Origin of the sequence: Zunongwangia sp. SCSIO 43204 (assembly GCF_019904275.1) — a bacterium.
Lineage (GTDB): Bacteria > Bacteroidota > Bacteroidia > Flavobacteriales > Flavobacteriaceae > Zunongwangia > Zunongwangia mangrovi.
This window is the reverse complement of sequence record NZ_CP063204.1, coordinates 526,099-552,073: the sequence shown is the minus strand read 5'-3', so window position 1 is coordinate 552,073 and position 25,975 is coordinate 526,099. Positions and strand designations below refer to the sequence as shown.

Annotated in this window: 27 protein-coding genes; 11 read left to right on the top strand and 16 right to left on the bottom strand. The window is 37.0% G+C overall.

The genetic code is table 11. The features are described from left to right. Window positions 1–194 precede the first annotated feature (194 nt). Both INR75_RS02465 and INR75_RS02460 read left to right on the top strand, forming a co-directional pair. On the top strand, window positions 195–584 hold the full coding sequence (locus INR75_RS02465) for a VOC family protein (protein ID WP_223090613.1): 390 nt from the start codon (window positions 195–197) through the stop codon (window positions 582–584). Window positions 585–709: 125 nt separating this feature from the next. Next, window positions 710–1,126, top strand: coding sequence for an arsenate reductase ArsC (locus tag INR75_RS02460; protein WP_223090612.1), 417 nt, complete (start codon window positions 710–712; stop codon window positions 1,124–1,126). A gap of 56 nt (window positions 1,127–1,182) precedes the next feature. Here the strand turns inward: INR75_RS02460 and INR75_RS02455 are convergent, their stop codons facing one another. The 5 genes from INR75_RS02455 to INR75_RS02435 form a co-directional block, all read right to left on the bottom strand. Continuing rightward, window positions 1,183–1,833, bottom strand: a complete 651-nt coding sequence (locus INR75_RS02455; RefSeq protein ID WP_223090611.1) for an SDR family oxidoreductase — start codon at window positions 1,831–1,833, stop codon at window positions 1,183–1,185. A gap of 91 nt (window positions 1,834–1,924) precedes the next feature. Next, window positions 1,925–3,727 (bottom strand): lysophospholipid acyltransferase family protein, encoded by a 1,803-nt coding sequence (locus INR75_RS02450; RefSeq protein WP_223090610.1) that lies wholly within the window; start codon window positions 3,725–3,727, stop codon window positions 1,925–1,927. A 48-nt stretch (window positions 3,728–3,775) separates the two neighbouring features. Continuing rightward, entirely contained in the window at window positions 3,776–5,032 is a 1,257-nt protein-coding gene (locus INR75_RS02445; protein WP_223090609.1) for an aspartate kinase, read from the bottom strand. Window positions 5,033–5,035: 3 nt separating this feature from the next. After that, complete coding sequence (locus INR75_RS02440) at window positions 5,036–5,509, bottom strand: GNAT family N-acetyltransferase (RefSeq protein WP_084842395.1); 474 nt, start codon at window positions 5,507–5,509, stop codon at window positions 5,036–5,038. Between the two features lie 76 nt (window positions 5,510–5,585). Further along, window positions 5,586–6,068 carry a GNAT family N-acetyltransferase gene (locus INR75_RS02435; RefSeq protein WP_092539544.1) on the bottom strand — a complete coding sequence of 161 codons (483 nt, stop codon included), beginning with the start codon at window positions 6,066–6,068 and terminating at the stop codon, window positions 5,586–5,588. Between the two features lie 107 nt (window positions 6,069–6,175). On the opposite strand from INR75_RS02435, the gene fbp reads away from it, so the two are divergent. Beyond that, window positions 6,176–7,186 carry a class 1 fructose-bisphosphatase gene (gene fbp / locus INR75_RS02430; RefSeq protein ID WP_223090608.1) on the top strand — a complete coding sequence of 337 codons (1,011 nt, stop codon included), beginning with the start codon at window positions 6,176–6,178 and terminating at the stop codon, window positions 7,184–7,186. On the opposite strand, the gene INR75_RS02425 is transcribed toward fbp, so the two are convergent. Further along, the gene (locus INR75_RS02425; RefSeq protein ID WP_223090607.1) at window positions 7,183–7,611 is read right to left on the bottom strand and encodes a TerB family tellurite resistance protein; all 429 of its coding nucleotides are present in this window, start codon (window positions 7,609–7,611) and stop codon (window positions 7,183–7,185) included. The two genes, fbp and INR75_RS02425, sit on opposite strands and share 4 nt — an antisense overlap. A 164-nt stretch (window positions 7,612–7,775) precedes the next feature. Here INR75_RS02425 and INR75_RS02420 point away from each other — a divergent pair, with 164 nt between their 5' ends. The 3 genes from INR75_RS02420 to INR75_RS02410 are packed head-to-tail and all read left to right on the top strand — an operon-like array spanning window position 7,776 to window position 12,899. Next, on the top strand, window positions 7,776–8,795 hold the full coding sequence (locus INR75_RS02420) for a ligase-associated DNA damage response exonuclease (protein ID WP_223091832.1): 1,020 nt from the start codon (window positions 7,776–7,778) through the stop codon (window positions 8,793–8,795). Further along, on the top strand, window positions 8,792–10,384 hold the full coding sequence (locus tag INR75_RS02415) for an ATP-dependent DNA ligase (RefSeq protein WP_223090606.1): 1,593 nt from the start codon (window positions 8,792–8,794) through the stop codon (window positions 10,382–10,384). The genes INR75_RS02420 and INR75_RS02415 overlap by 4 nt, the downstream gene beginning before the upstream one ends. A 46-nt stretch (window positions 10,385–10,430) precedes the next feature. Then, the gene (locus INR75_RS02410; RefSeq protein ID WP_223090605.1) at window positions 10,431–12,899 is read left to right on the top strand and encodes a ligase-associated DNA damage response DEXH box helicase; all 2,469 of its coding nucleotides are present in this window, start codon (window positions 10,431–10,433) and stop codon (window positions 12,897–12,899) included. A gap of 224 nt (window positions 12,900–13,123) precedes the next feature. On the opposite strand, the gene INR75_RS02405 is transcribed toward INR75_RS02410, so the two are convergent. The 3 genes from INR75_RS02405 to INR75_RS02395 form a co-directional block, all read right to left on the bottom strand. Beyond that, window positions 13,124–13,414: a type II toxin-antitoxin system RelE/ParE family toxin gene (locus tag INR75_RS02405; RefSeq protein ID WP_223090604.1), complete on the bottom strand. Its 291-nt coding sequence runs from the start codon at window positions 13,412–13,414 to the stop codon at window positions 13,124–13,126. Next, window positions 13,407–13,646, bottom strand: a complete 240-nt coding sequence (locus INR75_RS02400; RefSeq protein WP_223090603.1) for a type II toxin-antitoxin system ParD family antitoxin — start codon at window positions 13,644–13,646, stop codon at window positions 13,407–13,409. The genes INR75_RS02405 and INR75_RS02400 overlap by 8 nt, the downstream gene beginning before the upstream one ends. A gap of 134 nt (window positions 13,647–13,780) precedes the next feature. Continuing rightward, window positions 13,781–14,284, bottom strand: a complete 504-nt coding sequence (locus INR75_RS02395) for a DUF1440 domain-containing protein (protein WP_223090602.1) — start codon at window positions 14,282–14,284, stop codon at window positions 13,781–13,783. Window positions 14,285–14,384: 100 nt separating this feature from the next. On the opposite strand from INR75_RS02395, the gene INR75_RS02390 reads away from it, so the two are divergent. Then, entirely contained in the window at window positions 14,385–15,170 is a 786-nt protein-coding gene (locus tag INR75_RS02390) for an amidohydrolase (protein WP_223090601.1), read from the top strand. On the opposite strand, the gene INR75_RS02385 is transcribed toward INR75_RS02390, so the two are convergent. Both INR75_RS02385 and INR75_RS02380 read right to left on the bottom strand, forming a co-directional pair. Continuing rightward, on the bottom strand, window positions 15,162–16,775 hold the full coding sequence (locus INR75_RS02385) for an Ig-like domain-containing protein (RefSeq protein WP_223090600.1): 1,614 nt from the start codon (window positions 16,773–16,775) through the stop codon (window positions 15,162–15,164). The genes INR75_RS02390 and INR75_RS02385 overlap by 9 nt on opposite strands. A gap of 85 nt (window positions 16,776–16,860) precedes the next feature. Beyond that, window positions 16,861–17,541: a ComF family protein gene (locus INR75_RS02380; RefSeq protein WP_092539533.1), complete on the bottom strand. Its 681-nt coding sequence runs from the start codon at window positions 17,539–17,541 to the stop codon at window positions 16,861–16,863. A gap of 61 nt (window positions 17,542–17,602) precedes the next feature. Here INR75_RS02380 and INR75_RS02375 point away from each other — a divergent pair, with 61 nt between their 5' ends. Then, window positions 17,603–18,487: a hypothetical protein gene (locus tag INR75_RS02375; RefSeq protein WP_223090599.1), complete on the top strand. Its 885-nt coding sequence runs from the start codon at window positions 17,603–17,605 to the stop codon at window positions 18,485–18,487. A gap of 62 nt (window positions 18,488–18,549) precedes the next feature. Next, complete coding sequence (locus INR75_RS02370) at window positions 18,550–20,091, top strand: glycine--tRNA ligase (RefSeq protein WP_223090598.1); 1,542 nt, start codon at window positions 18,550–18,552, stop codon at window positions 20,089–20,091. A gap of 72 nt (window positions 20,092–20,163) precedes the next feature. Here INR75_RS02370 and INR75_RS02365 read toward each other — a convergent pair whose 3' ends face one another. From INR75_RS02365 to INR75_RS02350, 4 genes are all read right to left on the bottom strand, one after another. Further along, the gene (locus INR75_RS02365; protein ID WP_223090597.1) at window positions 20,164–20,697 is read right to left on the bottom strand and encodes a ferritin; all 534 of its coding nucleotides are present in this window, start codon (window positions 20,695–20,697) and stop codon (window positions 20,164–20,166) included. Between the two features lie 78 nt (window positions 20,698–20,775). Further along, the gene (locus INR75_RS02360) at window positions 20,776–21,081 is read right to left on the bottom strand and encodes a hypothetical protein (RefSeq protein WP_092539528.1); all 306 of its coding nucleotides are present in this window, start codon (window positions 21,079–21,081) and stop codon (window positions 20,776–20,778) included. A gap of 41 nt (window positions 21,082–21,122) precedes the next feature. Continuing rightward, a complete protein-coding gene (locus INR75_RS02355) occupies window positions 21,123–21,593 on the bottom strand; it encodes an Lrp/AsnC ligand binding domain-containing protein (protein WP_092539527.1) in 471 nt (156 codons plus the stop codon). Window positions 21,594–21,638: 45 nt separating this feature from the next. Then, window positions 21,639–23,012 (bottom strand): saccharopine dehydrogenase family protein, encoded by a 1,374-nt coding sequence (locus INR75_RS02350; RefSeq protein ID WP_223090596.1) that lies wholly within the window; start codon window positions 23,010–23,012, stop codon window positions 21,639–21,641. Window positions 23,013–23,061: 49 nt separating this feature from the next. Here INR75_RS02350 and INR75_RS02345 point away from each other — a divergent pair, with 49 nt between their 5' ends. Together INR75_RS02345 and pckA are read left to right on the top strand one after the other, a co-directional pair. Further along, on the top strand, window positions 23,062–23,442 hold the full coding sequence (locus tag INR75_RS02345; RefSeq protein ID WP_223090595.1) for a DUF423 domain-containing protein: 381 nt from the start codon (window positions 23,062–23,064) through the stop codon (window positions 23,440–23,442). A gap of 77 nt (window positions 23,443–23,519) precedes the next feature. Further along, window positions 23,520–25,130: a phosphoenolpyruvate carboxykinase (ATP) gene (pckA, locus tag INR75_RS02340; RefSeq protein WP_223090594.1), complete on the top strand. Its 1,611-nt coding sequence runs from the start codon at window positions 23,520–23,522 to the stop codon at window positions 25,128–25,130. 84 nt (window positions 25,131–25,214) lie between these two features. Here the strand turns inward: pckA and INR75_RS02335 are convergent, their stop codons facing one another. Continuing rightward, complete coding sequence (locus INR75_RS02335; protein WP_013069999.1) at window positions 25,215–25,961, bottom strand: uroporphyrinogen-III synthase; 747 nt, start codon at window positions 25,959–25,961, stop codon at window positions 25,215–25,217. Window positions 25,962–25,975 lie beyond the last annotated feature (14 nt).

Below are 25,975 nucleotides of genomic sequence, written 5' to 3'. Positions count from 1 at the left end.
TCAAAAGCTGCCTGGGATATTCGTTATTTCAGGCAGCTTTTTTTATTGGTATTATTTCTGAATTTTCTCCCAACTCTTCAGCTTAAAGAACTATTTGATATCTTAGAGAGCATTAGTAGTTAGCAAAACATCACGATAGCTTTCAGGACTAGAACAATTAATCTTGAATATCGAGTAAAATTAATTCAGAAATTATGAAAAACAGGGTAACAGGAATTGGCGGTATCTTTTTTAAGTCTGAAGATCCAGATGCGGCAAAAGCATGGTATAAAAAACATCTTGCTTTAGATACCGATAATTATGGTTGTACTTTCTGGTGGAAAGATAAGAAGGGGAACGATTGCTCTACACAATGGAGCCCAATGGATAAGGAAACCAGCTATTTTGAACCGTCTAAAAAGCAGTTTATGATGAATTTTAGGGTTGAAAATTTAGATGAACTTTTAGAAACGTTAAAAGCTGAAGGAGTTACCGTGGTAGGAGAGCCAGAAAGTTATGATTATGGGAAATTTGGGTGGATTTTAGATGCTGAAGGGAATAAAATAGAACTTTGGGAACCTGTAGATAAAGTTTTTCTAAAATAGCCTAAATGCTTAACACTATAGAAACAGGGAATCTTTCGTAGCTTCTTATTTTAGCGATATTCACGATTTTTTGCATCGTTTTTTCAGCTTTATGATTGCTGAAGTTTTATCGTAAATATGTGCTTATGAAGAACATTCTCGTGGTTTGCGCAGGAAACTCATGCCGCAGCCAGATCGCTCATGGATATTTGAATTATTTTGGCTTTAAAAAAGCGAATATTTATAGTGCAGGCCTAGAAAAGCATGGGATAGAACCCCGCGCAATTGCGACCATGCAGGAGGATGGTATTAATATTAAAGAACATACCAGTAATTTAATCGAAGAGTACAGGCATATCGATTTCGATTTCATTATAAGTGTTTGTGATCACGCTAGCGAGAACTTCCCCACTGATTTCATAACTAAAAACGTTATAATTCATCACCATTTTAAAGATCCAGCTGCTATAAAAGGTAATAATCGACAAATTCACGATGCTTTTGAAAATACTAGAATTGAAATTAAGGATTTTTGCAGACGATTTGTAAGGCAATATTTATAAGATATTAAGGATGGTAAAAATACCATCCTTAATATCTTATAAAATCAAGGGTGATTCTATCCAATTCCGCTTAATTCGATCAATGCTTGTTTTACAGGAGTTTCTCCCTCTAAGGCTTCAAAACTCATGTTTTTAGTAAGTGGATCTGCAAGTGACATTACCATTAAAAAGGCTACATCGTCACGAGCAATCTCTCCATATTCGCCTAATTTTTCAGCAACTTTTACCTTCGCACGGCCAAGTTCATCACTTAAACTTCCCGGTTGCACGATAGTAAATGGCACTCCACTTTCACGAAGATGATCGTCTGCTTTTTTCTTTGCTCTTAAATAATGTTCTAGATCACCGCCATCTTCTGGGCTGTCTGTTCCCATGGCGCTTAGCATCACAAACTTTTTTACGCCATGTTCTTTTGCAGCATCGATCATTTTTATGGCTCCTTCTTCATCTACTGCGGTTGTTTTTTCTGGCCCTGTGCTTCCACCAGATCCTGCTGCAAAAATAACCTTATCTAATTCGTTAAAAGCAGGTTTTACATCTCCTTCTAGATCGGCAAGTACACTTTCTACACCCATATCGTCAAAGATCTGTTTTTGATCTTCTTTTCTAATCATGGCTACAGGATTAAAATTCTGCGAGCTGTTTAATATTTCAATAATTCGTTTTCCTGTTTGGCCGGTTGCTCCGGCAATCAATATCTTTTCCATTTTTTATTTTCTGTTTTTACGGAATATAATAATTGGAGTATTATCTACCTAAGCTCTCTCGAGGTATAACACTAAATTAACAGGCGTATAATTACTGGTTGTTTAAGTGCTTTTCTTCCAGTTCTTTTTGAAATTCTTCCATTACTGGTTTTACGGTGCTTTCAGGAAGATCTGCGATTCTAATGTACATTAAACCATCTACCGCATTGTTAAATAATGGATCGACATTAAAGGCAACTACTTTTGCATTCTGTTTAATATACTTTTTGATCAATACAGGTAATCGAAGGTTTTCTGGTTCGATCTCGTCAATAATCTTATCAAACTTATTAAGATCGGCTTCACTTTTATCAAAAACGATATCCTTATCGGCATCTTCAAGTTTTACCTTAAATTCTTTCTTCGGTCTTACATATTGCGCTACGTAAGGATCGTAATAATTAGAGCGCATAAACTCGATCATAAGCGATTTGGAGAAATTAGAAAACTTGTTGCTAATGCTTACGCCACCAATAAGATATTTATGCTCTGGGAATCGAAGAGTACAATGCACAATTCCTTTCCATAGCAAAAATAAAGGCATTGGTTTTTGCTGATATTCTTTAATGATAAATGCTCTACCCATTTCGATAGATTCACTCATCATTTTATACAATTCTGGCTCAAATCTAAACAGATCCTGAAGGTAAAAACCATTAATACCATGGTCTTTAAAAATTTCGGCACCCATTCCCATTCGGTACGCCCCGGCAACTTTTTTGGCATCGCTATCCCACAGAAAAAGATGATAATAATAATCGTCAAAAGGATCCAGGTCTACCGGATTATTTGTGCCTTCACCAATTTCCCTAAAAGTGATTTCACGTAATCGCCCAAGCTCCTGCACGATATTGGGAATGATTTCTCTTTTAGCTAAAAACACCTCGTAATTCTTGGAAACCAGTAAGCGTTTGTCAAGCTGTCTACACATTTCAACCTCAGCTTCCATAAGCTCAGATTTGGTTTCTGTAGCGATCTTTTTTGGCGATTTGGGAAGTTTTAAAGTGTGCGGTATTTTCTCGAAAAGCTTCTTTTTTTCGAAAACATTGGCCAGCATATAAGTTTTACGGCGCAGGTACCCGGTAAACGATTCCAGGTCTTTAAATTCTGCCTGGTCTTCTACAGATATTGGATTACCAATTCGCACTTTTATTTTTCGGCGTTTTTGCGAAAGCATTTCACTAGGCAGTTTAGCTGTTCTAAGGACATCGCTCATCGAGGCTAAACGATAGAAAAATGTGCTGTTCTTTGCGTGAAAATAAATAGGAACAACAGGCACTTTTGCTTTTTGAATCAATCGCATCGCTACCGGTTCCCAGGGTTTATCTACAATTAGTTTTTCATCTTTATAAGTAGAAACTTCTCCTGCAGGAAACATTCCCAATCCATGGCCTGCACGCAGATGAGCGATCGCTTCTTTAATGCCGCCAACGCTCGATTTTGCATCCTTATGAGTCTCAAAAGGATTCACAGGCATAATGTATGGGCGTAAAGGATCTAAACGATGCAATAAAAAGTTTGCGATAATTTTATAATCTTCCCTTTGTTCCAGCAAAAGCTTCATTAAGATCATCCCATCGATACCGCCAAGTGGATGGTTAGAAATGGTAATAAAAGGACCGGTTTTAGGAATACGCTTCCGGTCTTTTTCTGGAATATCGAATTGAATTTCAAAACCTTCAAGAATCGAATCTATAAACTCAACTCCTTTTAAGTTCTTTCGTTTTTGATATTCTTTATTTAATCGGGAAAGCTTCGTAGTTCTTAAAAGCACCCATCCGGCCGTGGTTCCTAGAAAACCCATTTTTTCGAGATTCATTACTCGAGCAACTTCTTTGGCGGTTACAAATCCCATTGGTTAGTTGGTTTTAAACAAATATAGCAAACAAATAGCATTAAGGTTTTAGCAATCTGTTACCATCTGTACAGTATTATGCGTAAGCTGTTTTAACAGCACCTTTTTTCCTTTTTCTACGGAAGTAATTGCAGCTTCGTTAAAATGGCGAATAGTATATAATGAAACGCCGGTTTGATAGGTAACGCGAAATTTTGCTTTTAAGTGTTGAATTAATTTTTCGAGCTGATTGAATTTGTTATCCACACAAACCGAAAAACTAATGGCCGAATTTTGTATAAGATCGACTTTCATCTGGTATTGATGAAAAAGCTGAAAAACTTCACTAATATTTTCTTCTACCATAAACGAAAAATCCAGCGAAGATAAAGAAATTAACACCTGATTTTTCTTTACGATAAAGCAAGGTAATTGCGGAACTACCGCACATCCATTTCCTCTGCAAACTTTTGTGCCGTCATTTTCTGGATGAAAAAAGGACTTCACATAAAGCGGGATTTCCTTTTGCTGTAAAGGCTGAAGCGTTTTTGGATGAATTACAGATGCGCCGTAAAAGGCCAGTTCGATCGCTTCTTCATAAGAAATTTCGTTGAGCAAAGTCGTTTCGGTAAATTCTCGAGGATCTGCATTTAGAACTCCGGGTACATCTTTCCAGATTGTAACACTTTCAGCATTTAAGCAATACGCAAAAATTCCGGCTGTATAATCACTTCCTTCTCGTCCTAAACTCGTCGTAAAATTGTTAGCATCTGAAGCTATAAAACCCTGCGTGATACTTATACTTTCGGGCTTAATTTCAGTAATAATATTTTTCTGAGTGGTTTCCCAATCTACTTTGGTATCACGGTAAGTACTATTGGTTTTTATAAGATCACGAGCGTCTACCCAGGTGTTTTTAATACCGTTTCTTGATAAATATTCACTTACAATGCTGGTAGAAATTAACTCGCCAAAACCTATAATCTGGTCGTAAACAAAATCATATTGCTTTGATTTATTATGCTGAAGAAAATTTCTAAGATTGGTGAAAAACTTATTGATTTTTTCGAAAACCGCAGCCTGCTTATTTTCGAAAAGTCTGTTCATGATCTCTATATGAAACAGCCTTAAGCGTTCAATTTCGGGTTCAGGAGATTGTTCGCTCAAATATTTCTGGATAATAACTTCCAGCGCGTTGGTCGTTTTTCCCATCGCAGAAATTACGATCAGTTTATCTGGATTTTGGTGCTTTTCCAGCACTTTTAAAACATTTTTTACTCCTGCTGCATCTTTTACAGATGCTCCCCCAAATTTGAAGACTTTCATTCGTTATTTTTGGATATTCTTTTTAATAACGCTTTCATTCATGTGAACTGTGTACCAGTTCTTTTTAATATCAGCACCTGTATTTTCGTAAAATTCGATCGCATTTTTATTTCCTTCAGAAACCACCCATTCTACACGTTTTACGCCATGCTCATAACCATATTTTACCACCTGATTATATAGAGCGCCGCCTAAACCGGTGCCTCGCATAGATTCAGTAACAATTAGATCTTCTAAATGAACGGTACGACCTTTCCAGGTAGAAAATCTAAAATAAACTAAAGCCATCCCGGCAAGTTTGCCATCTACATCGGCAACAAAACATTTAAAATTTCCGTGATCAAAACCTTCAGTTTCCAGGTCTTTTACAGAAATTTCTACTTCATTTTCAGCATTTTCATGTTTTGCCAGTTCCATGATCAATTCAAGAACTTTTGGCATGTCCTCCCGTTTGGCTTCGCGTATCTGATATTCCATAATTTTTGCTTTGATTTTAACAAAAATAGGAATATGCTTTTAGAACTTTCAGGATTTAATAGGACTTAGCTTAATCTTAACGGGTTTTTGCACAAAAAGCTTCCATAGCGGCTTCATCCATCTGTACTGTGCGCCATTCTTTAAATACAGTAGCGCCACTATTTTTGTAAAACTCAACTGCATTGGTGTTCCAATCCAACACAACCCATTCGGTTCGTTTGCAACCCTGTTCTTTAGCATAATTGATCACTGCAGCATACAATGCGCCACCAAGACCTTTTCCGCGAAAAGCTTCGCTTACCACCAAATCTTCAAGGTGTACGGTTTTTCCTTTCCAGGTAGAATAGCGATAATAGAATAATGCCATACCTTCGATCTTGCCATCGGCTTCAGCAACAAAACATTCAAATAAAGGGCGATCTCCAAAACCATCGTTTTCCAAATCTTTTACAGTAAGCTCTACAGCATCGGGTTCATTTTCGAATTTTGCTAATTCATTTATTAGCCTTAAAACAGCGGGCATATCTTCTTTTACGGCTTTTCTAACTTCTATTTTCATATTGAAAACCTTTCAGGTGAAATTTTAATTTGTGTTAAAACATTTACGAAAACGATGTAAAACGGCAATTTTTCAATAAATTTGATAACAAACTACTGTGAATCAAAATGACTAAAACCAGACCAACGCTCGGTGAGTTTATCATCGATAACCAACAGGATTTCCCATATTCGACGGGAGAATTATCAAGATTAATACGTTCTATTCGCTTAGCAGCAAAAGTAGTAAATCACGAGGTAAATAAAGCAGGACTCGTAGATATTACAGGGGCTGCTGGAGAACAAAATGTTCAGGGAGAAGATCAACAAAAATTAGACGTATTTGCGAATAATACGTTTATCCAAACCCTTACTAATCGTGAAATCGTATGCGGAATAGGTTCCGAAGAAAATGATGAATTTATCACTATTGCCGGAAGCCGTAAAGACCATAAAAATAAATATGTGGTGCTTATGGATCCATTAGATGGAAGTTCTAATATCGATGTAAATGTTTCGGTTGGGACAATCTTTTCGATCTATAGAAGAGTGACTCCGATAGGAACTCCGGTAACTTCAGAAGATTTCTTACAGCCCGGTAATTTGCAGGTGGCTGCAGGATATATTATTTACGGAACTTCAACAATGCTGGTTTACACAACCGGGCACGGAGTGAATGGTTTCACTTTAAATCCGGCTTTAGGATCCTGGTATCTTTCACATCCAGATATGAAATTTCCTGAAACAGGCAATATTTATTCCATCAACGAAGGGAATTATGCTCACTTTCCAACCGGTGTAAAAAAATACATCAAATATTGCCAGGAAGAAGAAGGCGATCGTCCCTACACTTCTAGGTACATTGGTTCGATGGTTTCAGATATTCATCGAAATATGATTAAGGGTGGTATTTATATTTATCCAAAAAGCACTAAATATAACAAAGGAAAACTTCGCCTACTTTACGAATGTAATCCTATGGCATTTATTGTAGAACAGGCCGGTGGTAAAGCCAGCGATGGCTACCAACGTGTTATGGATATTATGCCAACAGAACTGCATGAGCGATCTGCCATATTCTGCGGAAGCAAAACAATGGTCGAAAAGGCTGAAGAGTTCATGAAAGAATATGGAGATTAATCCTCTTTCTCTAGGAAATACTGGTAATCTTCAAAAGAGATTTGTCCACCAAAGATTTGGATAGATCTTTTAATAATTGCATTCGAAGCCTGACTGGAAAAACCAAGCCCAATAGCGTAACGTTTTATCAGTTCGGCTTCTTCATCATCAATAATATTATCTGCAAAGATGATTCTAAAAAGATCGTGAAGTCGCTCTAAACGTCTTTCAGTGTCATGAGACGGAGATAAAGGATAGGCTTTTGGATTCTCAAGCACCTTTTTATACTCACTTTCTGTAATATCCAGTTTTCTGGCAAAGCGTCTTAATAAGTTCTCTTCTGCTTCATTAATTGCACCGTCTACCGCAGCAAGATTAACGATAGCTGCAAAATGACTTAAGTTTCTTAAATGCTCTCCCGAGCCGAACAAATCTGAAAATGACATATTGAGGGATTTTGGCTGCAAATATAAATAATGATGAGATATTTTTATTTTATTTTTAAGAAATTTCAATTATATAACATTCCCTAATCTTTTCTTAATCCTTTTTCCAGGCTTTCTATTTTACCTAATTTCATCAGGATTGTAGCAAAAAATATATAAGCTTGATGAAGAATACTCCGTTATTGGCGTTTAATGATAAAGGAATTTACTGTGCCCAGGCAGACGTGTACCTAGATCCCTGGCGCCCGGTAGATAAAGCGATCATCTCGCATGGACACGCCGATCATTCTCGTTGGGGGCATAAAAAATATATAACTCATCATAGCAATATTCCAATTATAAAACATCGATTTGGAGAAATTAATGTAAGCGGAAAAGATTGGAACGAGACTTTTAGCATTAATAACGTGAAATTTTCATTTCATCCTGCTGGGCATATTATTGGATCAGCACAGATAAGGGTAGAATATAAAGGCGAAGTTTGGGTGTTTACCGGCGATTATAAAACTGAAGATGATGGCGTAGCAAAGCCTTACGAGCCGGTAAAATGCCACACTTTTATTACCGAATGTACTTTTGGTTTACCCGCTTTTAAATGGCAACCGCAAGAAGAGGTTTTTGCTGAAATAAATAACTGGTGGCAACAAAACCAATCTGAAGGAAGAACCTCGGTGATCTTTGGATATTCTTTAGGGAAAGCACAACGATTGCTGAAGTATTTAGATACTTCTATTGGGAAAATTTATACGCATGGCGCGATAGAAAATATGACCGAAGTTTTGCGACCACAACTAGAAATGCCAGAAACTACTAGGATTACCCGCGATGTAAAAAAGGAAGAAATTAAAGGCAATATTGTCGTGGCACCGCCAAGCGCTCATGGAACACCTTGGATCAAAAAAATGGTGCCTTATGTTACTGCTTCAGCAAGTGGATGGATGACCTTTCGTGGTGCCAGAAGACGCAGAGCTATCGACCGCGGATTCGTACTTTCAGATCATTGTGACTGGCAGGGATTGCTATCATCAATAAAAGAAACCGGTGCAGAGAAAGTGATCTGTACTCACGGGTATACCGATATTTTTTCGAAATATCTTCGGGAAATTGGCTACGATGCCAGAACCGAGCAAACCCAATATGAAGAAGAAAATGCCGAGCAAACTTCTAAAACCGAAGACGAATGAGACAGTTTGCAGAACTTATAAAAACGCTGGATAGCACCAACAAAACCACGCTAAAAGTTGAAGCTTTAACCAAATATTTCAACAACGCACCAGATCGTGATAAGGTTTGGACGATCGCCATACTTTCGCATCGGCGACCGCCAAGACCGGTAAATACTACTTTAATGCGATTATGGGCTTCAGAAATTGCCAATATTCCGTTGTGGTTATTCGAAGAATCCTATCATATCGTTGGTGATCTTGCTGAAACTATTGCTTTGGTTATTCCACCTTCCGAAGCATCTTCAGAAAAAAGCCTGAATCAGTTTTTACAGGAAATCATCGATCTAAAACCAAAATCTGAAGAAGAGAAGAAAGAATATTTAAAAGACAATTGGCTCAGTTTAAATTATTACGAGCGTTTTGTTTTTACCAAACTCATCACCGGTAGTTTTCGAATAGGTGTGAGTCAGAAGTTAATGACGCGTGCGCTTTCTAAAGCAACAAATATCGACGAGGATATTTTAGCTTACAAAATGATGGGCGATTGGAATCCCGCAAAAACCACTTATACAAAGCTGATTTTAGAAGAAAATGAAGAGGATTTTTTATCGAAACCTTATCCGTTTTACCTGGCCTACGCGATCGAAGATGAACCAAAAGATTTGGGAGATGTAAGCGAATGGAGTGCCGAGCATAAATGGGACGGCATACGATCGCAAGTAATTGTTAGAAATGGCGAATTATTTGTGTGGAGCCGTGGGGAAGAACTAGTAACCGATAAATATCCCGAGTTTGAAAAGTTTGTGGGCGTTGTTCCAAATGGTACGGTGATCGACGGAGAAATTTTGCCGTTTCCAGAAGGAGAAATAGGAACTTTTAAAGATCTGCAAACCCGTATTGGTAGGAAGACGGTTTCAAAAAATTTACTGAAGAAAACACCGGTTATCCTTAAAGCTTATGATGTTTTAGAGTGGGAAGGTGAAGATATTCGGCAACGAGCTTTTAAAGATCGTAGGACGATATTAGAGAAATTATATACTGAAGTAAAATCAGATGAATTACCCTTGCATTTATCGCACACTATTCAGTTTAAAAATTGGGAAGAAGCAGCTGAAGAAAGAGAGCGATCTCGAGAAGTAAAATCTGAAGGTTTAATGCTGAAGCGCTTAGATTCGCCATATTTGGTTGGGCGTAAAAAGGGCGATTGGTGGAAATGGAAAGTCGATCCCCTAACTATCGACGCAGTGCTTACCTATGCGATGCGAGGCCATGGTAGGCGAAGTAATTTGTTTACCGATTATACTTTTGGTTTGTGGGACGAGAAAAAAGAAGAGTTGGTAACTTTTGCCAAAGCGTATAGCGGTTTAACCGATGCTGAATTTAGAAAATTAGATGCCTGGATCAAGAAAAATACCTTAGAGCGTTTTGGCCCGGTGAGAAGTGTTACGCCGCATCATGTTTTTGAAGTCGCTTTTGAAGGAATAGCCGAATCGAAACGTCATAAAAGTGGCGTCGCCACCAGATTCCCAAGAATTCTACGTTGGCGAACCGATAAAAAAATTGAAGAAGCCAATACGCTGGAAGATCTCAAAGCTTTGATTCCGTAGAAAATGAGATTCGAAATTCGATAATTTCAGGATATATTTATTTAAAATGACAAGACAGGAACTTTTGAAAATTGCTGAAGATTGGTTTACCAGCCAGGGTTGGAAGCCATTTAAATTTCAGAAGGATACCTGGAAAGCTTACCTGCAAAAGAAAAACGGACTCCTAAACGCGCCTACCGGAAGTGGTAAAACCTACGCGCTTTGGGTGCCCATTGTGCTGAATTACATCAAAAATAATCCCGATTACAAAACCAAGCCCAAAAAAGGACTAAAAGCGATTTGGATCACGCCGCTTCGCGCTCTTTCTGTTGAAATTGAGCAAGCCGCTGAACGTTTTGCCTCTGGATTGGGTACTAATTTAACGGTAGGAATAAGAACTGGAGATACTTCGCAAAAAGAGCGCGCGGCTCAGAAAAAATCGATGCCAGATCTGCTAATTACGACCCCAGAGAGTTTGCAGCTTTTACTTTCTTCAAAAAATTACGATAAAACCTTTAGAAATCTTGAAGCGATTGTTGTAGACGAGTGGCACGAGCTTTTAGGGAGCAAGCGTGGCGTACAGGTAGAACTTGGTTTGTCGCGACTAAAAACTGTCTCAAAAAAGCTTCGAATTTGGGGAATTTCAGCTACGATCGGGAATCTTCAGCAGGCCAGGGAGGTTTTATTGGGACCAGAATCTGAAGCACTTCAGAATTCAGAATTGATCAGGGCGAATCTTCAGAAAAAAATAAGAGTTAAATCCATTATTCCCGAAACCATGGAAAAGTTTCCGTGGCGAGGACACATGGGATTGCATTTGTTAGATGAGGTGGTGCCGATCATTAAAAACTCAAGAACTACGCTACTTTTTACCAATACCAGGTCGCAGTGTGAATTGTGGTTTCAAAAGATCATTTCAAAATATCCTGAATTTGCTGGCGAACTTGCCATGCATCACGGGAGTATTAATAAGGAAACACGATTGTGGGTAGAACAGGCGATTCGAAACGAAAGTCTGAAAGCGGTAGTTTGTACCTCGAGTTTAGATTTGGGAGTCGATTTTGCGCCGGTAGAAACCATTATCCAGATTGGCGGACCTAAAGGTGTTGCCAGATTTTTACAGCGTGCCGGGCGTAGCGGTCATCAGCCGGGAAAAGAAAGTGTGATCTACTTTTTACCTACGCATGCGATCGAATTGATCGAAGCTTCAGCTTTGCAAAAAGCTGTAGAGAAAAAAGCGGTAGAAGATCGGATTCCGTATTTGCTGAGTTTCGATGTTTTGGTACAGTATTTAACGACTTTGGCGGTTTCAAACGGATTTTTTCCGAAAGATATTTATCCTGAAATAAAGTCGACTTTTTGCTTCCAGGCGATGACCGAAGATGATTGGCGCTGGGTGCTAAATTTCATTACGAAAGGCAGCCAGAGTTTACAGGCTTACGACGAATATAAAAAGGTCGAAATCGAAGAAGATGGCAGGTTTAAAGTGAATCATCGCGGTGTTGCCATGCGTCACCGATTACAAATTGGGACGATCGTGAGTGATGCGATGCTGAGCGTAAAATACATGAAAGGTGGCTATATTGGAACTATGGAAGAATGGTTCATTTCCAAATTAACTCCTGGTGATGTATTCACTTTTGCCGGCCGAAATTTAGAACTGGTCAGGATTAAAAATATGCAGGTTTTGGTTAAAAAATCGAAGAAAAAAACCACTAAAGTTCCCAGTTGGATGGGCGGAAGAATGACGTTCTCTGCGCAGATGAGTGAATTGTTACGGGAAGAAATGTATTTAGCTTCAGAATATGATTCGGCTACTGGGAAATCTGAAGAACTTTCTGCTCTAACCGGTATTTTTGAACGTCAAAAAAAGGAATCTGTAATCCCCAAAAGCGATGAATTTCTAATTGAAACCTTTAAAACTCGAGAAGGTTATCACGCCATCTTTTATCCTTTTGAGGGGCGATTTGTACACGAAGCTTTAGGAAGTTTGCTGGCTTATCGCATTAGTTTGTTATCGCCAATTTCATTTTCTATCGCCTTTAACGATTATGGATTTGAACTGCTTAGCGATCAGGAAATCGATATGCAGCAGGTGCTGGATAATAATTTGTTTTCTGCGGAATTTTTGATGGACGATCTCTATAAAAGTCTGAATGCAACAGAAATGGCTCGCCGAAAATTTAGAGATATTGCTGTAATCGCAGGACTCGTTTTTACGGGTTATCCTAACAAGCTGGTAAAAAGTAAGCATTTACAATCCAGTTCGCAGTTGTTATTTAGTGTCTTTAGAGATTACGAAGAAGATAATTTACTCTATCTGCAATCTTTCAGAGAAACCTTTGAGCATCAACTAGAAGAGGGAAGATTACGACAGGCATTAGAGCGAATAGAGCATCAAAAAGTTGTGTGGCGAAATTGTGAAAAACCAACACCTTTTTCTTTCCCGATCATTACCGATCGACTACGTGAAAAATTATCTTCTGAAAAACTGGAAGATCGTATTCGAAAAATGATGAAAAGTCTGGAAGGATAGTTAGATATTAGACCGCTGCGCTTTTAGAATTGAGATATTAGACAAGAGAGATTAGAGTATAGATGAAAGAATCACGAGTAAAGAATCAGGATTGAAATACTGAAATTTGAATAAGTTTATTTTTGTTCTGCTAAACCTGGCCGTCATGCTGAACTTGTTTCGGCATCTCATCACAATTTTGTAATTATTAAATCTAACCGCTGAAGGCTAAAAACTGATAGGTTCTAGCTAAAAATACTGTCCAAATCTTGTTTTCCTATGATTGCCATTATTTCAACCGTATCATTATTCACACGGTAGAAAATACTGTCTGACCCACATACACATCTGCGGTAATCTTTTCGTATATAATCTACAGTTTCAAATGAGTATGGATTTTTGGCAATGATCTCGAAATATTCAAAAAGTTGATGAAAATATAGATCAGCTTGTTTAATGCCGAATTTTGAAACGCCGTAATGATGAATTCGAATTATATCTTCTTTCGCGGTGTTGCTAAGCTTATAATTAGCCATCTAATAATGACTTGGATTGTGCTAAAATATCATGTTTGCTTTCTGATGTAAATCCGCTTTTTTCTGCTTTTTCAAGTTTAGCACTTATCCAATCAATTTTAGCTTGTTGTTTTCTGGCCTGTCTTATAAGGTCGTTAACGATCTCACTTTTGCTGGAATATTCTTTACTATCTATCTGGCTTTTTAGCCATTCATCGTTGGGCTCTGTTAAAGAAATGCTCTGTCTAGACATGGTGCGTTTTTGATGTGAATTTACACCAAAAATTTTATATTGTCAATATTAAGTAAGTAGCTGAAGGTTTAAAACTAACAACTCTCACTAAAAATACTGTCTAGCGTAAATAACCATGAATTGTAAACTGAACTCTATTTCTTCAATCTTTGATTTACCTTATTTCTAACCAATTCTGTAGTGATTCCGAACAGAAGATGTGCAATGAATTCGTTTGCCTGCATTTTTATAGGAACGTCTGTTGGTTTTTCTTTAAGGCCAAGTATAGGCAAAGAAGTTTGATGTGTAGAAACCCAGGTTGAGGTTCCCATAATAATTCCTTCAGCAAGATTTAATTGATCTTTATCTTTTTTTCCGTAGCCATAAGCAGCACCTACACTAGCGCCAACGGGAAAATTCACCAATTGTTCTGCTAATTCTTCGTTTTGAACACTTATAGGAGTTCCGGTGATCTTTGTAGAAAGATCGTCCAAAATTTTAAGTTGCGCACTTCGATTTTCAGCTTTACGAACAGGTAAAAAATGTTCAATCAAACCTTTTACAGCTCCACCTGCCAAACCACCAATGGCACCTGCGATAATACTTCGGGTAGTTTTATTGTTAATTGTTGGATTGCTTTTTAAGTGTTCTAAAAACATGAGAATCGATTTTAACCTAAAACTATTTAATCTAGAACGCTTCTGCAATCATTTAACAATCATTTGACAGGAACTTGAAAAATTATCCTATTTTTAAAATATGAGTACAAAGCAAAATTTGAACGTAGCGATTATTCAGGCAGATCTTAAATGGGAAGATTCGGTTGCGAATCGTAGTCTTTTCAGTAAAAAGATAGCTGCTTTAAGTGATTCCGTAGAACTTATTGTTTTACCCGAAATGTTCACCACAGGTTTTAGTATGAATGCTGGAAATCTTGCTGAAGAAACCGAGGGAGAAACTTTGCTATGGATGAAAGAACAAGCAAAACTAAAAGATGCGGCTATCACCGGAAGTGTAATTATTACTGAAAATGGTGAATTTTACAATAGATTATTTTTTGTTTTTCCTGACGAAACAGTTCAAAAATATGATAAGCGACATACCTTTACTTTGGCAAATGAAGACAAAACCTATACTGCCGGCACAGAGCGTTTAATCGTAAATTATAAAGGCTGGAAAATTTGTCCGCTTATATGTTATGATCTTAGATTTCCTGTTTGGGCAAGAAATACAGAGGATTACGATTTGCTAATCTATGTTGCAAACTGGCCACAAAAACGAGTTGCAGCCTGGGATGCTTTATTAAAAGCTAGAGCAATAGAAAACATGAGTTTTTGTATTGGCGTAAATCGTGTGGGCGAAGATGGCGATGGTTTCGTTTATAACGGGCATAGCGCAATTTACGATTGCCTTGGTGAAATTTTAACTCAGCAAAATACTGAAAATGAATTCGCAAAAGAAATTACGCTTGATAAAACGCATCTCGAAAATACACGAAATCAGCTTAAATTTTTACAGGATCGCGACGAGTTTAGATTAATCTAGGTAAAATTGATATACTTCGTCAAAATTGGCGCGAGTTTCTAAAGTATCTGGATAATAGCTTATTTTCTCTGGTCTTCTACGTTCTAGCCAACTACCGGTATCCCAATATCCATTTTGATTTTCGTCATAAATGATCCTTAGGAAATAATTGCCTGGATTTATATGCTCAAAAGTAAATTGTGTGCCTTCAGTTAAGGTTTGTTCTTTAACAACTTCGCCTTTTAAAGTGGTTAATTGAACGATCATTGGGTAGCTTCGCACATTTCGAAGTGACATGATTATGCTACCATAATCAGAAAGTGGTTTGGTGGTTAATTTCTGACTTATCGTGTCGTTTTGATCTCCAAATAAGTCGGTTAAAGTTCCCGGTAAGGCTTTAAAATAGTATGTCCCTTCAGGTTCTTTATCAAAATAGACCTCTAATTGATTGTCCAGATCTCTAATTTCAGAAGTAAAAGAAACTTCAAGCGAGTCTTTATCCAAAATCGTAATTAGCGCATCATTTTTTTCAACCAAAGGCGTATTTGCTTTCAGTAAAAATGGCTGGTCGTATTCTATATTTCCAGACGGTTCAGCTTTTACATTTAAAGAATCACGCTCTAATTGCGCCATTCTTATATAAACGGTGTCGCGTTGACGTGGCGTTATATATTCTAAGGAAACACTATCGGTTTCTATAGGATCTCTAAACCAGTAATAAAGCGTATCGGTTTCAGCATCTCGGGTAATTCTGGAAACCGGCGGCTCCATTGGCGGATACAAAAAATTAAGCTCTAAATTATCTAAATTTGGCACTCCCTGGTAACCAATTAAAAGTTGTCTTCCTTTAAAAAGTTTAGGTCGTTTTACTTCAAAAGCTAATTCTTCCTGAAAAATGGAGATCGTATAAACACTATCTGTTGGAATGGTGATTGGCTGTTCTAAAAAGCCAATTTTATCTTTACCAGGATTAAATTTATAATTGTCGTTATCGTCTAAAATAGCGACCATTTGATATTTTCCTGCCTTTAAGTTTTCCAAGTCAAAATTCACACTGCTATCGCGAGTGTAAGCCACATAACGCGGAATTTCACTATACACAACAGAATCTGTATACGTGCTATCCATCTCATAAAGGAAGATCGAAACAAACTCTGGCGTTTCTTTTAAATAGGCATCTTCAATAAATCCTGAAACTTCTAAAGAATCGATATAATCCCCGGTGCTAAATACGTATTTAAAATAAGGATAAGGATTCCCTTCGTTATTATCTACGATACTTTTCCCAAAGTTAATCGCGTAGGTAGTATTTTCTCTAAGGGTATCGTTAATTTCGATTTTCACATCTTTTCTAGCCTGTCCTAACGGAAGAATATTTGGCTTTGGATCCATTGGTGGCGAAATGATGATCTGCTGCTGCGGATTTTCAAGTTTAATAAATTCGTTAAACAGAATACTAATCTCTTCAGCATCAAAATTTGTAGTGTAATTCTCTGGATTTGCTCTTATAAAACGAGGTGGTTCTTCGTCAATGGGACCGCCTTCAGGCATTCCTTTCTTAGCACATCGCACTACAGATGTGATTACTACAATAAAAAGAATAAAGTTGAAAAGCTTCCTGTTCATCTTCAAAAGAGCTATAAATTTTTCAGAATTCAGACTTAAAAATCCTTTCGCAAAGAAACGATTATTTTAAATTTAAACGTAACAATCAAATGGTAATTGCCATGGTTGCGATACTGATCTTTATTTTTTCTGAATTTCGTAAACAATTAATGCAGGCTTCTAAAGTGGCACCCGTGGTTAGAATATCATCGACCAGTAAAATATGTTTTCCTGAAATTGCCGAAGCATCGGTGAGCTGAAAGGATTGCTCCATAAGATTCCATCTCGAAATTCGATTTTTTAGCGCCTGTTTTTTGGAAGAGCTTGTTTTAGTAAGTAAATCATCGCGATATTCTGCATTCAGACTTTTGGCGATTTCTTTGGCAAAACCTTCTGTTTGATTATAACCACGTTCTTTTAAGCGTTTTTTATGCAGTGGAACAGGGATCACCATATCGATATTAGTAAATCTGCTGCTATTTTTCAGAATTTCGCCAGTCCATTCCCCTAAAAAATAGCTTATTTCAAATTGTCTCTTATATTTGAGCTGGTGAAGAAGCAGCTGTACCATATTTTTTTTACGAAAAAGTAGTAATGCGTAAGCGGCATTAATTTCGGCTCTGCCATAAAATACTTTATCGGCCTGGTTTTCGTTATTAGGTTGAAAGTTAGTAAGCGGGAGTTGATGTAAACAAGAGGTGCAAATCACTTTTTCATGATCTAACAAGGGCCGTTCGCAGCAATTGCAGGTCTTTGGATAGAACAGATTAATGAAATCGTGAAACATTTGTTAAGTGGTTGTTGCGGAAAGCCTTAAACCTCTAAATTTATAAAATATAAAATACTTTATGATGACTGAAAAGAAGAATAATATTGCATTAAAGATTCTTATTGGTGTTTTAGCGGTGGCTCTTATTGCGCTTACTATCTATACGATAAGATTCTACAATGAAGAAAAAGAGAATAAAGAGATTCTTCAAAAAGAAAAAGCTGCCATAGAGAACGAGCTTAACGAGCTTATCGTAAAATATGACGAAGCTATTGATGAGAACGAAATTATGGATCAAAACTTGGTAGATGCCAGGGAGCGTATCAATAGATTATTAGATTCAGTTCAGGATTACGAAGCGAATCTTGTATTAATTACAAGATACCGTAGAGAAATTAGTAATCTTAAAGCAGAGAAAGAAAGATTGTTTAGAGTGGTTGATAGTTTAAGCCTGCAAAACCAAAGAATGGCAATGACCATTGATAGTACTCAAACAGAACTTTCTGAAAAGACCAGATTATCAGATTCGTTACAAACTTCTAATCAAAGTTTAGCTAATAAAGTGAATAAAGCTTCTCAGTTAAAAATAACCAGCTTGCGGGGGGAAGGCGTAATTGTTAGAAATAGTGGTAAAGTTGTAGAAAACGATCGTACCAGAAGAATCGACCAGGTGAGGACCTGTTTTACGATCACGGCCAATGATCTTACTGAAGCTGGCGAGAAAAATCTTTATGTACAGGTTTACAATCCAGAGAACGAGTTGGTAGGTGATAAGATTGCGGTAGAGCATGATGGCGGTGTAATGGTATACAGTGCGCAAAGTACAGTTTACTACGAGAATGATGAATTAGACGTATGTATTCTAGCCATTGCTACTGAAGAAAAATTACTGGAAGGTAATTACAAAGTATATGTTTATAATGACGCTACACTTATTGGAACAGCATCTTTTAGCTTACGATAAGAAACTCAAAAATTTAGAGACCGCCATGAGTTAAATCATGGCGGTTTTTTTATTTTTGCTACATGGCAAAACAAGAAGATTCATTTAAAAACGTGATATCCCATGCTAAGGAGTATGGGTATATTTTTGCGTCTAGTGAAATATATGACGGATTAAGCGCGGTTTATGACTATGGTCAAAATGGTGCTGAATTAAAAAAGAATATAAAAGAATACTGGTGGAAAAGTATGGTGCAATTGCACCAGAATATTGTTGGTATCGATGCCGCAATATTAATGCATCCAACAACCTGGAAAGCTTCTGGGCACGTAGATGCATTTAATGATCCACTAATCGATAATAAAGATTCTAAAAAGCGTTACCGTGCAGATGTTTTGGTTGAAGATTATGCTGAAAAGATCAATCAAAAAGCACAAAAAGAGATCGCAAAGGCTAAAAAGCGTTTTGGAGATGCTTTTGATGAAGAGCAGTTTGTAGCAACCAATCCACGTGTACAGCGATATAAAGCTGAAGAAAAAGAGATTTTAGAGCGTTTAGCCAAATCTTTAACAGAAGAAAATTTGGCAGATGTAAAGGCTTTAATTGAAGAGTTAGGCATTGCCTGCCCAGAAAGTGGTTCTAAGAACTGGACAGACGTTAAGCAGTTCAACTTAATGTTTGGAACCAAGCTTGGTGCTTCTGCAGATAGTGCTACAGATCTTTATCTAAGACCAGAAACAGCGCAGGGTATTTTTGTAAACTTTTCTAATGTGCAAAAAACCGGAAGAATGAAAATCCCATTCGGAATTGCACAAATAGGTAAAGCTTTTAGAAATGAAATTGTTGCAAGACAATTTATCTTTCGCCAACGTGAGTTCGAACAAATGGAAATGCAGTTTTTTGTGCGTCCGGGGGAAGAACTTAGCTGGTTTGAAAAATGGAAAGAAACACGCCAAAAATGGCATGCAAGCTTAGGTCTTGGAGATGATAAATATCGTTTCCACGATCACGAAAAGTTAGCGCATTATGCGAATGCCGCTACAGATATTGAGTTCGATTTTCCATTTGGATTTAAAGAGTTAGAAGGAATTCATTCTCGTACAGATTTTGATCTAAAAGCACATGAAGAACATTCTGGTAAAAAACTACGTTTTTACGATCCAGAGATGAAAGAAAATTATGTGCCGTATGTAATTGAAACTTCTATAGGTTTAGATCGTATGTTCCTAGCTGTATTTTCTGCTTCATTAAAAGAAGAAGATCTTGGGGAAGGAAAATCCAGAACCGTACTTAAATTGCCAGCAGTATTAGCACCAACAAAAGCGGCGATTTTACCATTAGTTAAAAAAGATGGTTTACCAGAACTAGCTCAGGAGATTGTAGAAGAGCTTAAGTGGGATTTTAGAGTACAATACGACGAGAAAGATGCAGTGGGTAGACGTTATCGTCGCCAGGATGCTGCCGGAACTCCGTTATGTATTACTGTAGATCACGATTCTTTAGAAGATAAAACGGTTACAGTTCGTTATCGTGATACGATGGAACAAAAACGAGTGCCAATTTCAGAATTGGCTTCTATTATTGATAAGGAAGTGAATTTTAAATACTGGCTTAATAAAGCATAAGATCTTTGATATCTAGATACAAAAAAAGGCGGTTTTAAAACCGCCTTTTTTAATGTGATATTTTTATCTGAATTATGTAGGATTTGACTCTTCGCGAATTTCTTTAATTCTTTCATCTAAAAAGCGAAGTCCTACATTTTCAGTATTGATAAGATCAAACAACTCCAATGCTCTGCGCATGGTTTGCTCTTCTTCCATTTGTTCGTTTACGTACCACTGTAAAAAGTTTTCAGTAGTAAGGTCACGTTTATTTCTGCATTCATAAATAATATTATGTATGCTTTTCGTAATAGCGATTTCCTGGTCTAATGCGGTTTCAAATATTTCTTCTAAAGAAGTAAAATCGTGATTAATGTTAGTTACTTCAGGAGAATATGCGGTCCCACCATTATCATTTATAAAGTGGAATATTTTCATCATATGTTCGCGCTCTTCTGCAGATTGCTCATAGAAGAACTCAGCGCTGTAAACAAGTCCGTTATGGTCACACCAGGACGCCATTGCAAGATAAGCTGAAGAAGACTCTGCTTCCTGCTTAATTTGTTTATTCAGTAAATCTAAAACATCTACGTGGATTAGTAGATTTTGTCTTACAAGGTCTTTCATAGGATTTGATTTTAGGCAAAATTACCTAAAAAAGGAGTAAGTCGCTAAGAATGAGGTCAATTTAGAAGTAGTCTAAACCTAAGCAAGAACCGAGTTAAGTTCCATCATGGCAAAAGTACCATTAATTAGATCCTGAAGATCAAGAATTTCTAGCGTATTAAAGACAAATAAGTGCTCACGGTTACAAAGACTAAATACTTCTAAACCATGTACATTTTCACCATTTAGATGCCTATCTATATTTACCGATCTAAGTTTATGTCTAAACGCCAATAACTGGCAAAAAGAAAACTTTACCGTTTTATGGCCAAAATCGATATAAAACTTTCGGCTACTGTCACACTGGCTGGCAACGAAATATTTTGATGTATAAATCGAATTCATTTGCCGCCAAAATTAATTTTAATTTAGAATAAATCCAAATATCAAATCTTAATTTGTCGACTTATTTGTTGATTTAACGAAATAAAGGTTTCTGTTCTCGAGACACCTTCGATTCCCTGGATGTTTTTATTCAAAACTTTCATTAGATGTTCATTGTCCCTGCAAAGTACCTTTACAAAAATCGACCAGTTTCCGGTGGTGTAGTGGCATTCGATAACTTCAGGGATTTCTTTAAGTTTATTTACAGCAAGAGGGTTGCTTACTGCTTTATCTAGGTACACGCCGACAAAAGCCATGGTTTTATAACCTAAAAGTCTAGGGTCAATAATAAGACGGGAGCCTTCGATCAAGCCAGATTTTTCTAATTTTCTTAATCTTTGGTGTACTGCTGCGCCGGTAATTCCTATGTTTTTTGCGATTTCTAAAATTGGTCTTTTGGCATCTTCCATTAGGAAGTTAAGGATAGTTTTGTCGATACCATCGATAACGACATTTTGGTCTATAATCTTCATTTGGTTGTAGTTATAAAGCTAAAATAGGAAAAAAGATTTCATTTCCTAATTACTTACCCCGCCTATGGCATTGTATCCTAAATAGATTGTTTGTTTTTCTTTAAAAATGATACCATTTTCTTGAAGTTCCTGTAATATAGGTTGATAAACCTCCCTGGAAATTGGTAAATGTACACCTGGAGTGTTTATTTTATTTTTTAAAATTTTTAATGTGGCAATACCAACGGGCAGGCCTACTGTTTTGGCCATGGCGGTTTCTGTTTGATTTTTGCCAAGGCAAACCATGGTAGCATCTATTTGTTTTTTCTCGCCATTTAATTCGTAACCAAACTTATGATACATTACGATCATATCTTTGTCTTCTGAAGAAAGGCTCCATTTTTCTTCTAATATCTTCTGAAGAGCTTGCGCCGGAGTAGCCTTTTTGATCCCAATCTTTTTAATATTATTGAAAAGATCTAACTCCAAGAGCTTTTCCCACATAATATCATCTTGATCAATCCTAAGATTATGACGCAATTTCAGCTCTACAGAATCTGTAGGAGAGTAGGGAAGAAATGAATTCACGAATTCACGATAGGTCATATTTTCAGAATCTTCCATCGTAAAGCTATCATCTGTCATCCCAAGCTGCACAAACATATTCCAGGCACGATTATAACCTACACGGCGCATAGTGCCGCGGTACAAGGTAAGGATGTCCTGAAGGCCATATGCTTCACGGTAATCTAGAGAGTTACGGTTAGCGTAAGCCTCAAATCTTCCGTAGCCCTCGATATCCAAAAACTCGGTTCTTCTAAATAATCGGTGATACGGAATGTATTTATAGTTTCCTTCCTGAATAAATTTGGCAACACCACCTTGCCCGGCAACTACGACATTCCGCGGATTCCAGGTGAATTTATAATTCCATAGGTTGTTGTCGCTTTCAGGAGACAAGAGTCCGCCACAAAAAGATTCAAACATTAGTATTTTCCCGCCTTCATCCCTAATGCGATCGATCACCTGCATGGCGCTCATATGATCGATCCCTGGATCTACGCCAATTTCATTCATAAAAACGAGTCCGGCCTTTTTTACTTCTGCGTCCAGCGCTTTCATTTCATTACTAATGTATGATGCCGTAACAAGATTCTTCTTCAGTTTTAGACAGCTTTTTGCAATTTCTATATGTAATCTTGCCGGCAGCATCGATATTACAATAGCAGCGGGAGTGATATGAGTTTCGCAACTTTCAGCATCAAAAATATCAAAGCTAACAGCTTGGCAATTTTGGTGATTTTTAACTACTTTTTTTGCAAGTGATAGGTCTTTGTCTGCAACAATAATTTGAAAGTTTTCTTCGGAAGACTTTTCTGAGAGATATTTTATAAGAACAGCGGTAGATTTTCCCGCGCCAATTAACAGGATTTGTTGCATAATTCAACTAATTTTGTGTAATGCTAACTAAGGTATTAAAACTTGTAGTATGACGCGCAGATTTTTAGTAACAGGAGGAATATTTGGACTTTTAGCGGTAATTCTTGGTGCTTTTGGGGCTCACGGATTAAAAAGTGTGTTAGAAGCAGAAACTTTAACTTCCTTTGAAACCGGAGTGCGCTACCAGATGTATCATGCGCTTTTACTTATTGGATTAGCTAATTTCTCGAAATTACAAAGCAATATTATTTACTGGTTTTTTCTAATAGGAGTCATATTTTTTAGCGGTTCGATCTATTTATTAAGTTTAGACGAATTAGCAGGATTAGATCTAAGTAGTATTGCATTGGTAACTCCGCTTGGAGGAGCTTTGTTAATTGTTGGTTGGACACTTTTCATATTTAAGTCGTTAAAGTTAAAATATCAATAATTTTATCTTTGAAATTAGTTCTTTTATTGAAGATTTTTAATTTTGTTGTTATTACAAACCACACAAAATATTTAATTATGGATTTAAAAGACATAATTACGAAAACGATTTCGTTAGAGCAATACGGAATCAAAAATGTGACTACAAATTATCAAATCTCGCCCGAAGAATTACAAAAAGAAACTTTAAAACGCGATCTGGGCAAAGAAACCAAAGACGGAGTTTTGGCAATTTACACCGGTAAATTTACCGGTAGATCGCCCAAAGATCGTTTTATTGTAAAAGATGAAGTAACTAAAGATCGAGTTTGGTGGGGAGACATTAATCTTCCCTTTGATGAGAAGAAATTCGATAAACTATATGATAAAGTAACTAGGTATTTAACTGGGAAAGAACTTTTTGTTCGGGATGCTTTTGCTTGTGCTCATCATGATTATAAACTGAATATTAGAGTAATTAATGAATATCCTTGGTCTAACATGTTTGCGTACAATATGTTTCTAAGGCCTACGGAAGAAGAACTTAAAACTTTTAAAGAAGACTGGTTAATTCTTAATGCCCCCGGTTTCAAGGCAAATCCCGAAGAAGACGGTACGAGACAGGAGAATTTTGCGATTTTAAACTTCAGTAAAAAGATCGCACTAATTGGCGGTACCGGATATACCGGGGAGATCAAAAAGGGTATTTTTTCAGCACTAAATTTAATTCTGCCAGTTTTTAAAAATACCTTACCAATGCACTGTTCTGCTAATGTAGGGGCAGAAGGGGATACCGCAATATTTTTTGGCTTATCAGGAACGGGAAAGACCACATTATCTGCAGATCCTAATAGAAAATTAATTGGTGATGACGAACACGGTTGGACGCCAGATGATAAGATCTTTAATTTTGAAGGCGGTTGTTATGCGAAGGTTATCAATTTGTCTAAAGAAAACGAACCCGATATTTATAATGCGATAAAACCAGGCGCAATTTTAGAGAATGTGATCTTTAAAAATGGAGAAGTGGATTATACAGATACCAGTATTACTCAAAATACGCGCGTAAGTTATCCAATAGATCATATTCAAAACGTTCAGGAAGCTTCTGTTGGGGAAAACCCTAAGAATATCTTCTTCTTAACTGCAGATGCTTTTGGGGTTTTACCGCCTATAAGCAAGTTGTCTCCTGGGCAGGCTGCTTATCATTTTATTAGTGGTTATACCGCAAAAGTTGCAGGGACAGAGGAAGGGATCAAAGAACCACAGCCAAGTTTCTCTGCATGTTTTGGTGCTCCATTTATGCCGTTGCATCCAACGGTTTATGCTGAAATGTTAAGCGAGAAAATGAAAAAATCTAATGTAAATGTCTGGTTAATAAATACCGGTTGGACGGGAGGTCCTTACGGAATTGGTCAACGAATGAAGTTGAAATACACCAGAGCGATGATAAATGCTGCACTTTCTGGTAAGTTAGAGAACAAGACATTTGAAACCTATCAAGTATTTGGACTAAAGATGCCAAAAGAATGTCCAGATGTACCAAGCGAAATTTTAAACCCTAGAAATACCTGGGAGAGTAAAGAAACGTACGATAAAAAAGCAGAAGAACTTGCTACCACTTTTCATAATAATTTTTCAGAGTTTAAGGAATATGCTAGTCAGGAAATTTTAATGGGAGGGCCAGTCGCCTTAAAATATAATGCCTAGTATTATTTGTTAATGTTGTAAATGAAGAAATCCGGTGTTTGATAATCAAAGCACCGGATTTCGAATTTTAATAGAAGGTAATCTTTATTTCTTATTAGCCTCAGCAATATATTTATTCAGAGCCATAGTCATCGATGGCGTTTCTGAAGTTGGGGCTTTAATATTCACAGTTAAACCGTGTTCTTTAGCAGCTTTGATCGTTGTGTTACCAAAAACAGCAATTCTTGTATCGTTTTGTTTGAAATCTGGAAAGTTTTCAAATAAAGATTTAATACCGCTAGGGCTAAAGAATACTAATATATCGTAAGTTACATCGCTTAAATGAGAAAGGTCACTTACTACAGTTTTGTAAAAAACAGCCTGTTTCCATTGTACTCCCAGTTTATCCAAAGTTTTTGGAATCACAGGTTTTAGCATGTCTGAAGAAGGAAGTAAAAACTTCTCATTCTTGTATTTTTTAATAAGTGGAGAAAGCTCTGCAAAAGTACGTTTCCCAACATAGATTTTACGTTTTCTATAAACCACATATTTTTGAAGGTAATAGGCTACTGCTTCACTAAGGCAAAAATACTTCAAAGAATCTGGTACTTTAAACCTCATTTCTTCAGCAACTCTAAAAAAGTGATCTACTGCATTTCTACTGGTTAGGATAATTGCGGTATGTTTTGAAAGATCTACCTTTTGCTGTCTAACTTCTTTAGAAGAAACACCTTCTACGTGAATAAAAGGGATGAAATCAACTTTAACCTTTTGTTTTTCCTCCAGTTCAAAATATGGAGAATTTTCTACTTTAGGCTCTGGTTGAGAAACCAAAATTGTTTTCACTTTCATATATCAATTCTTTA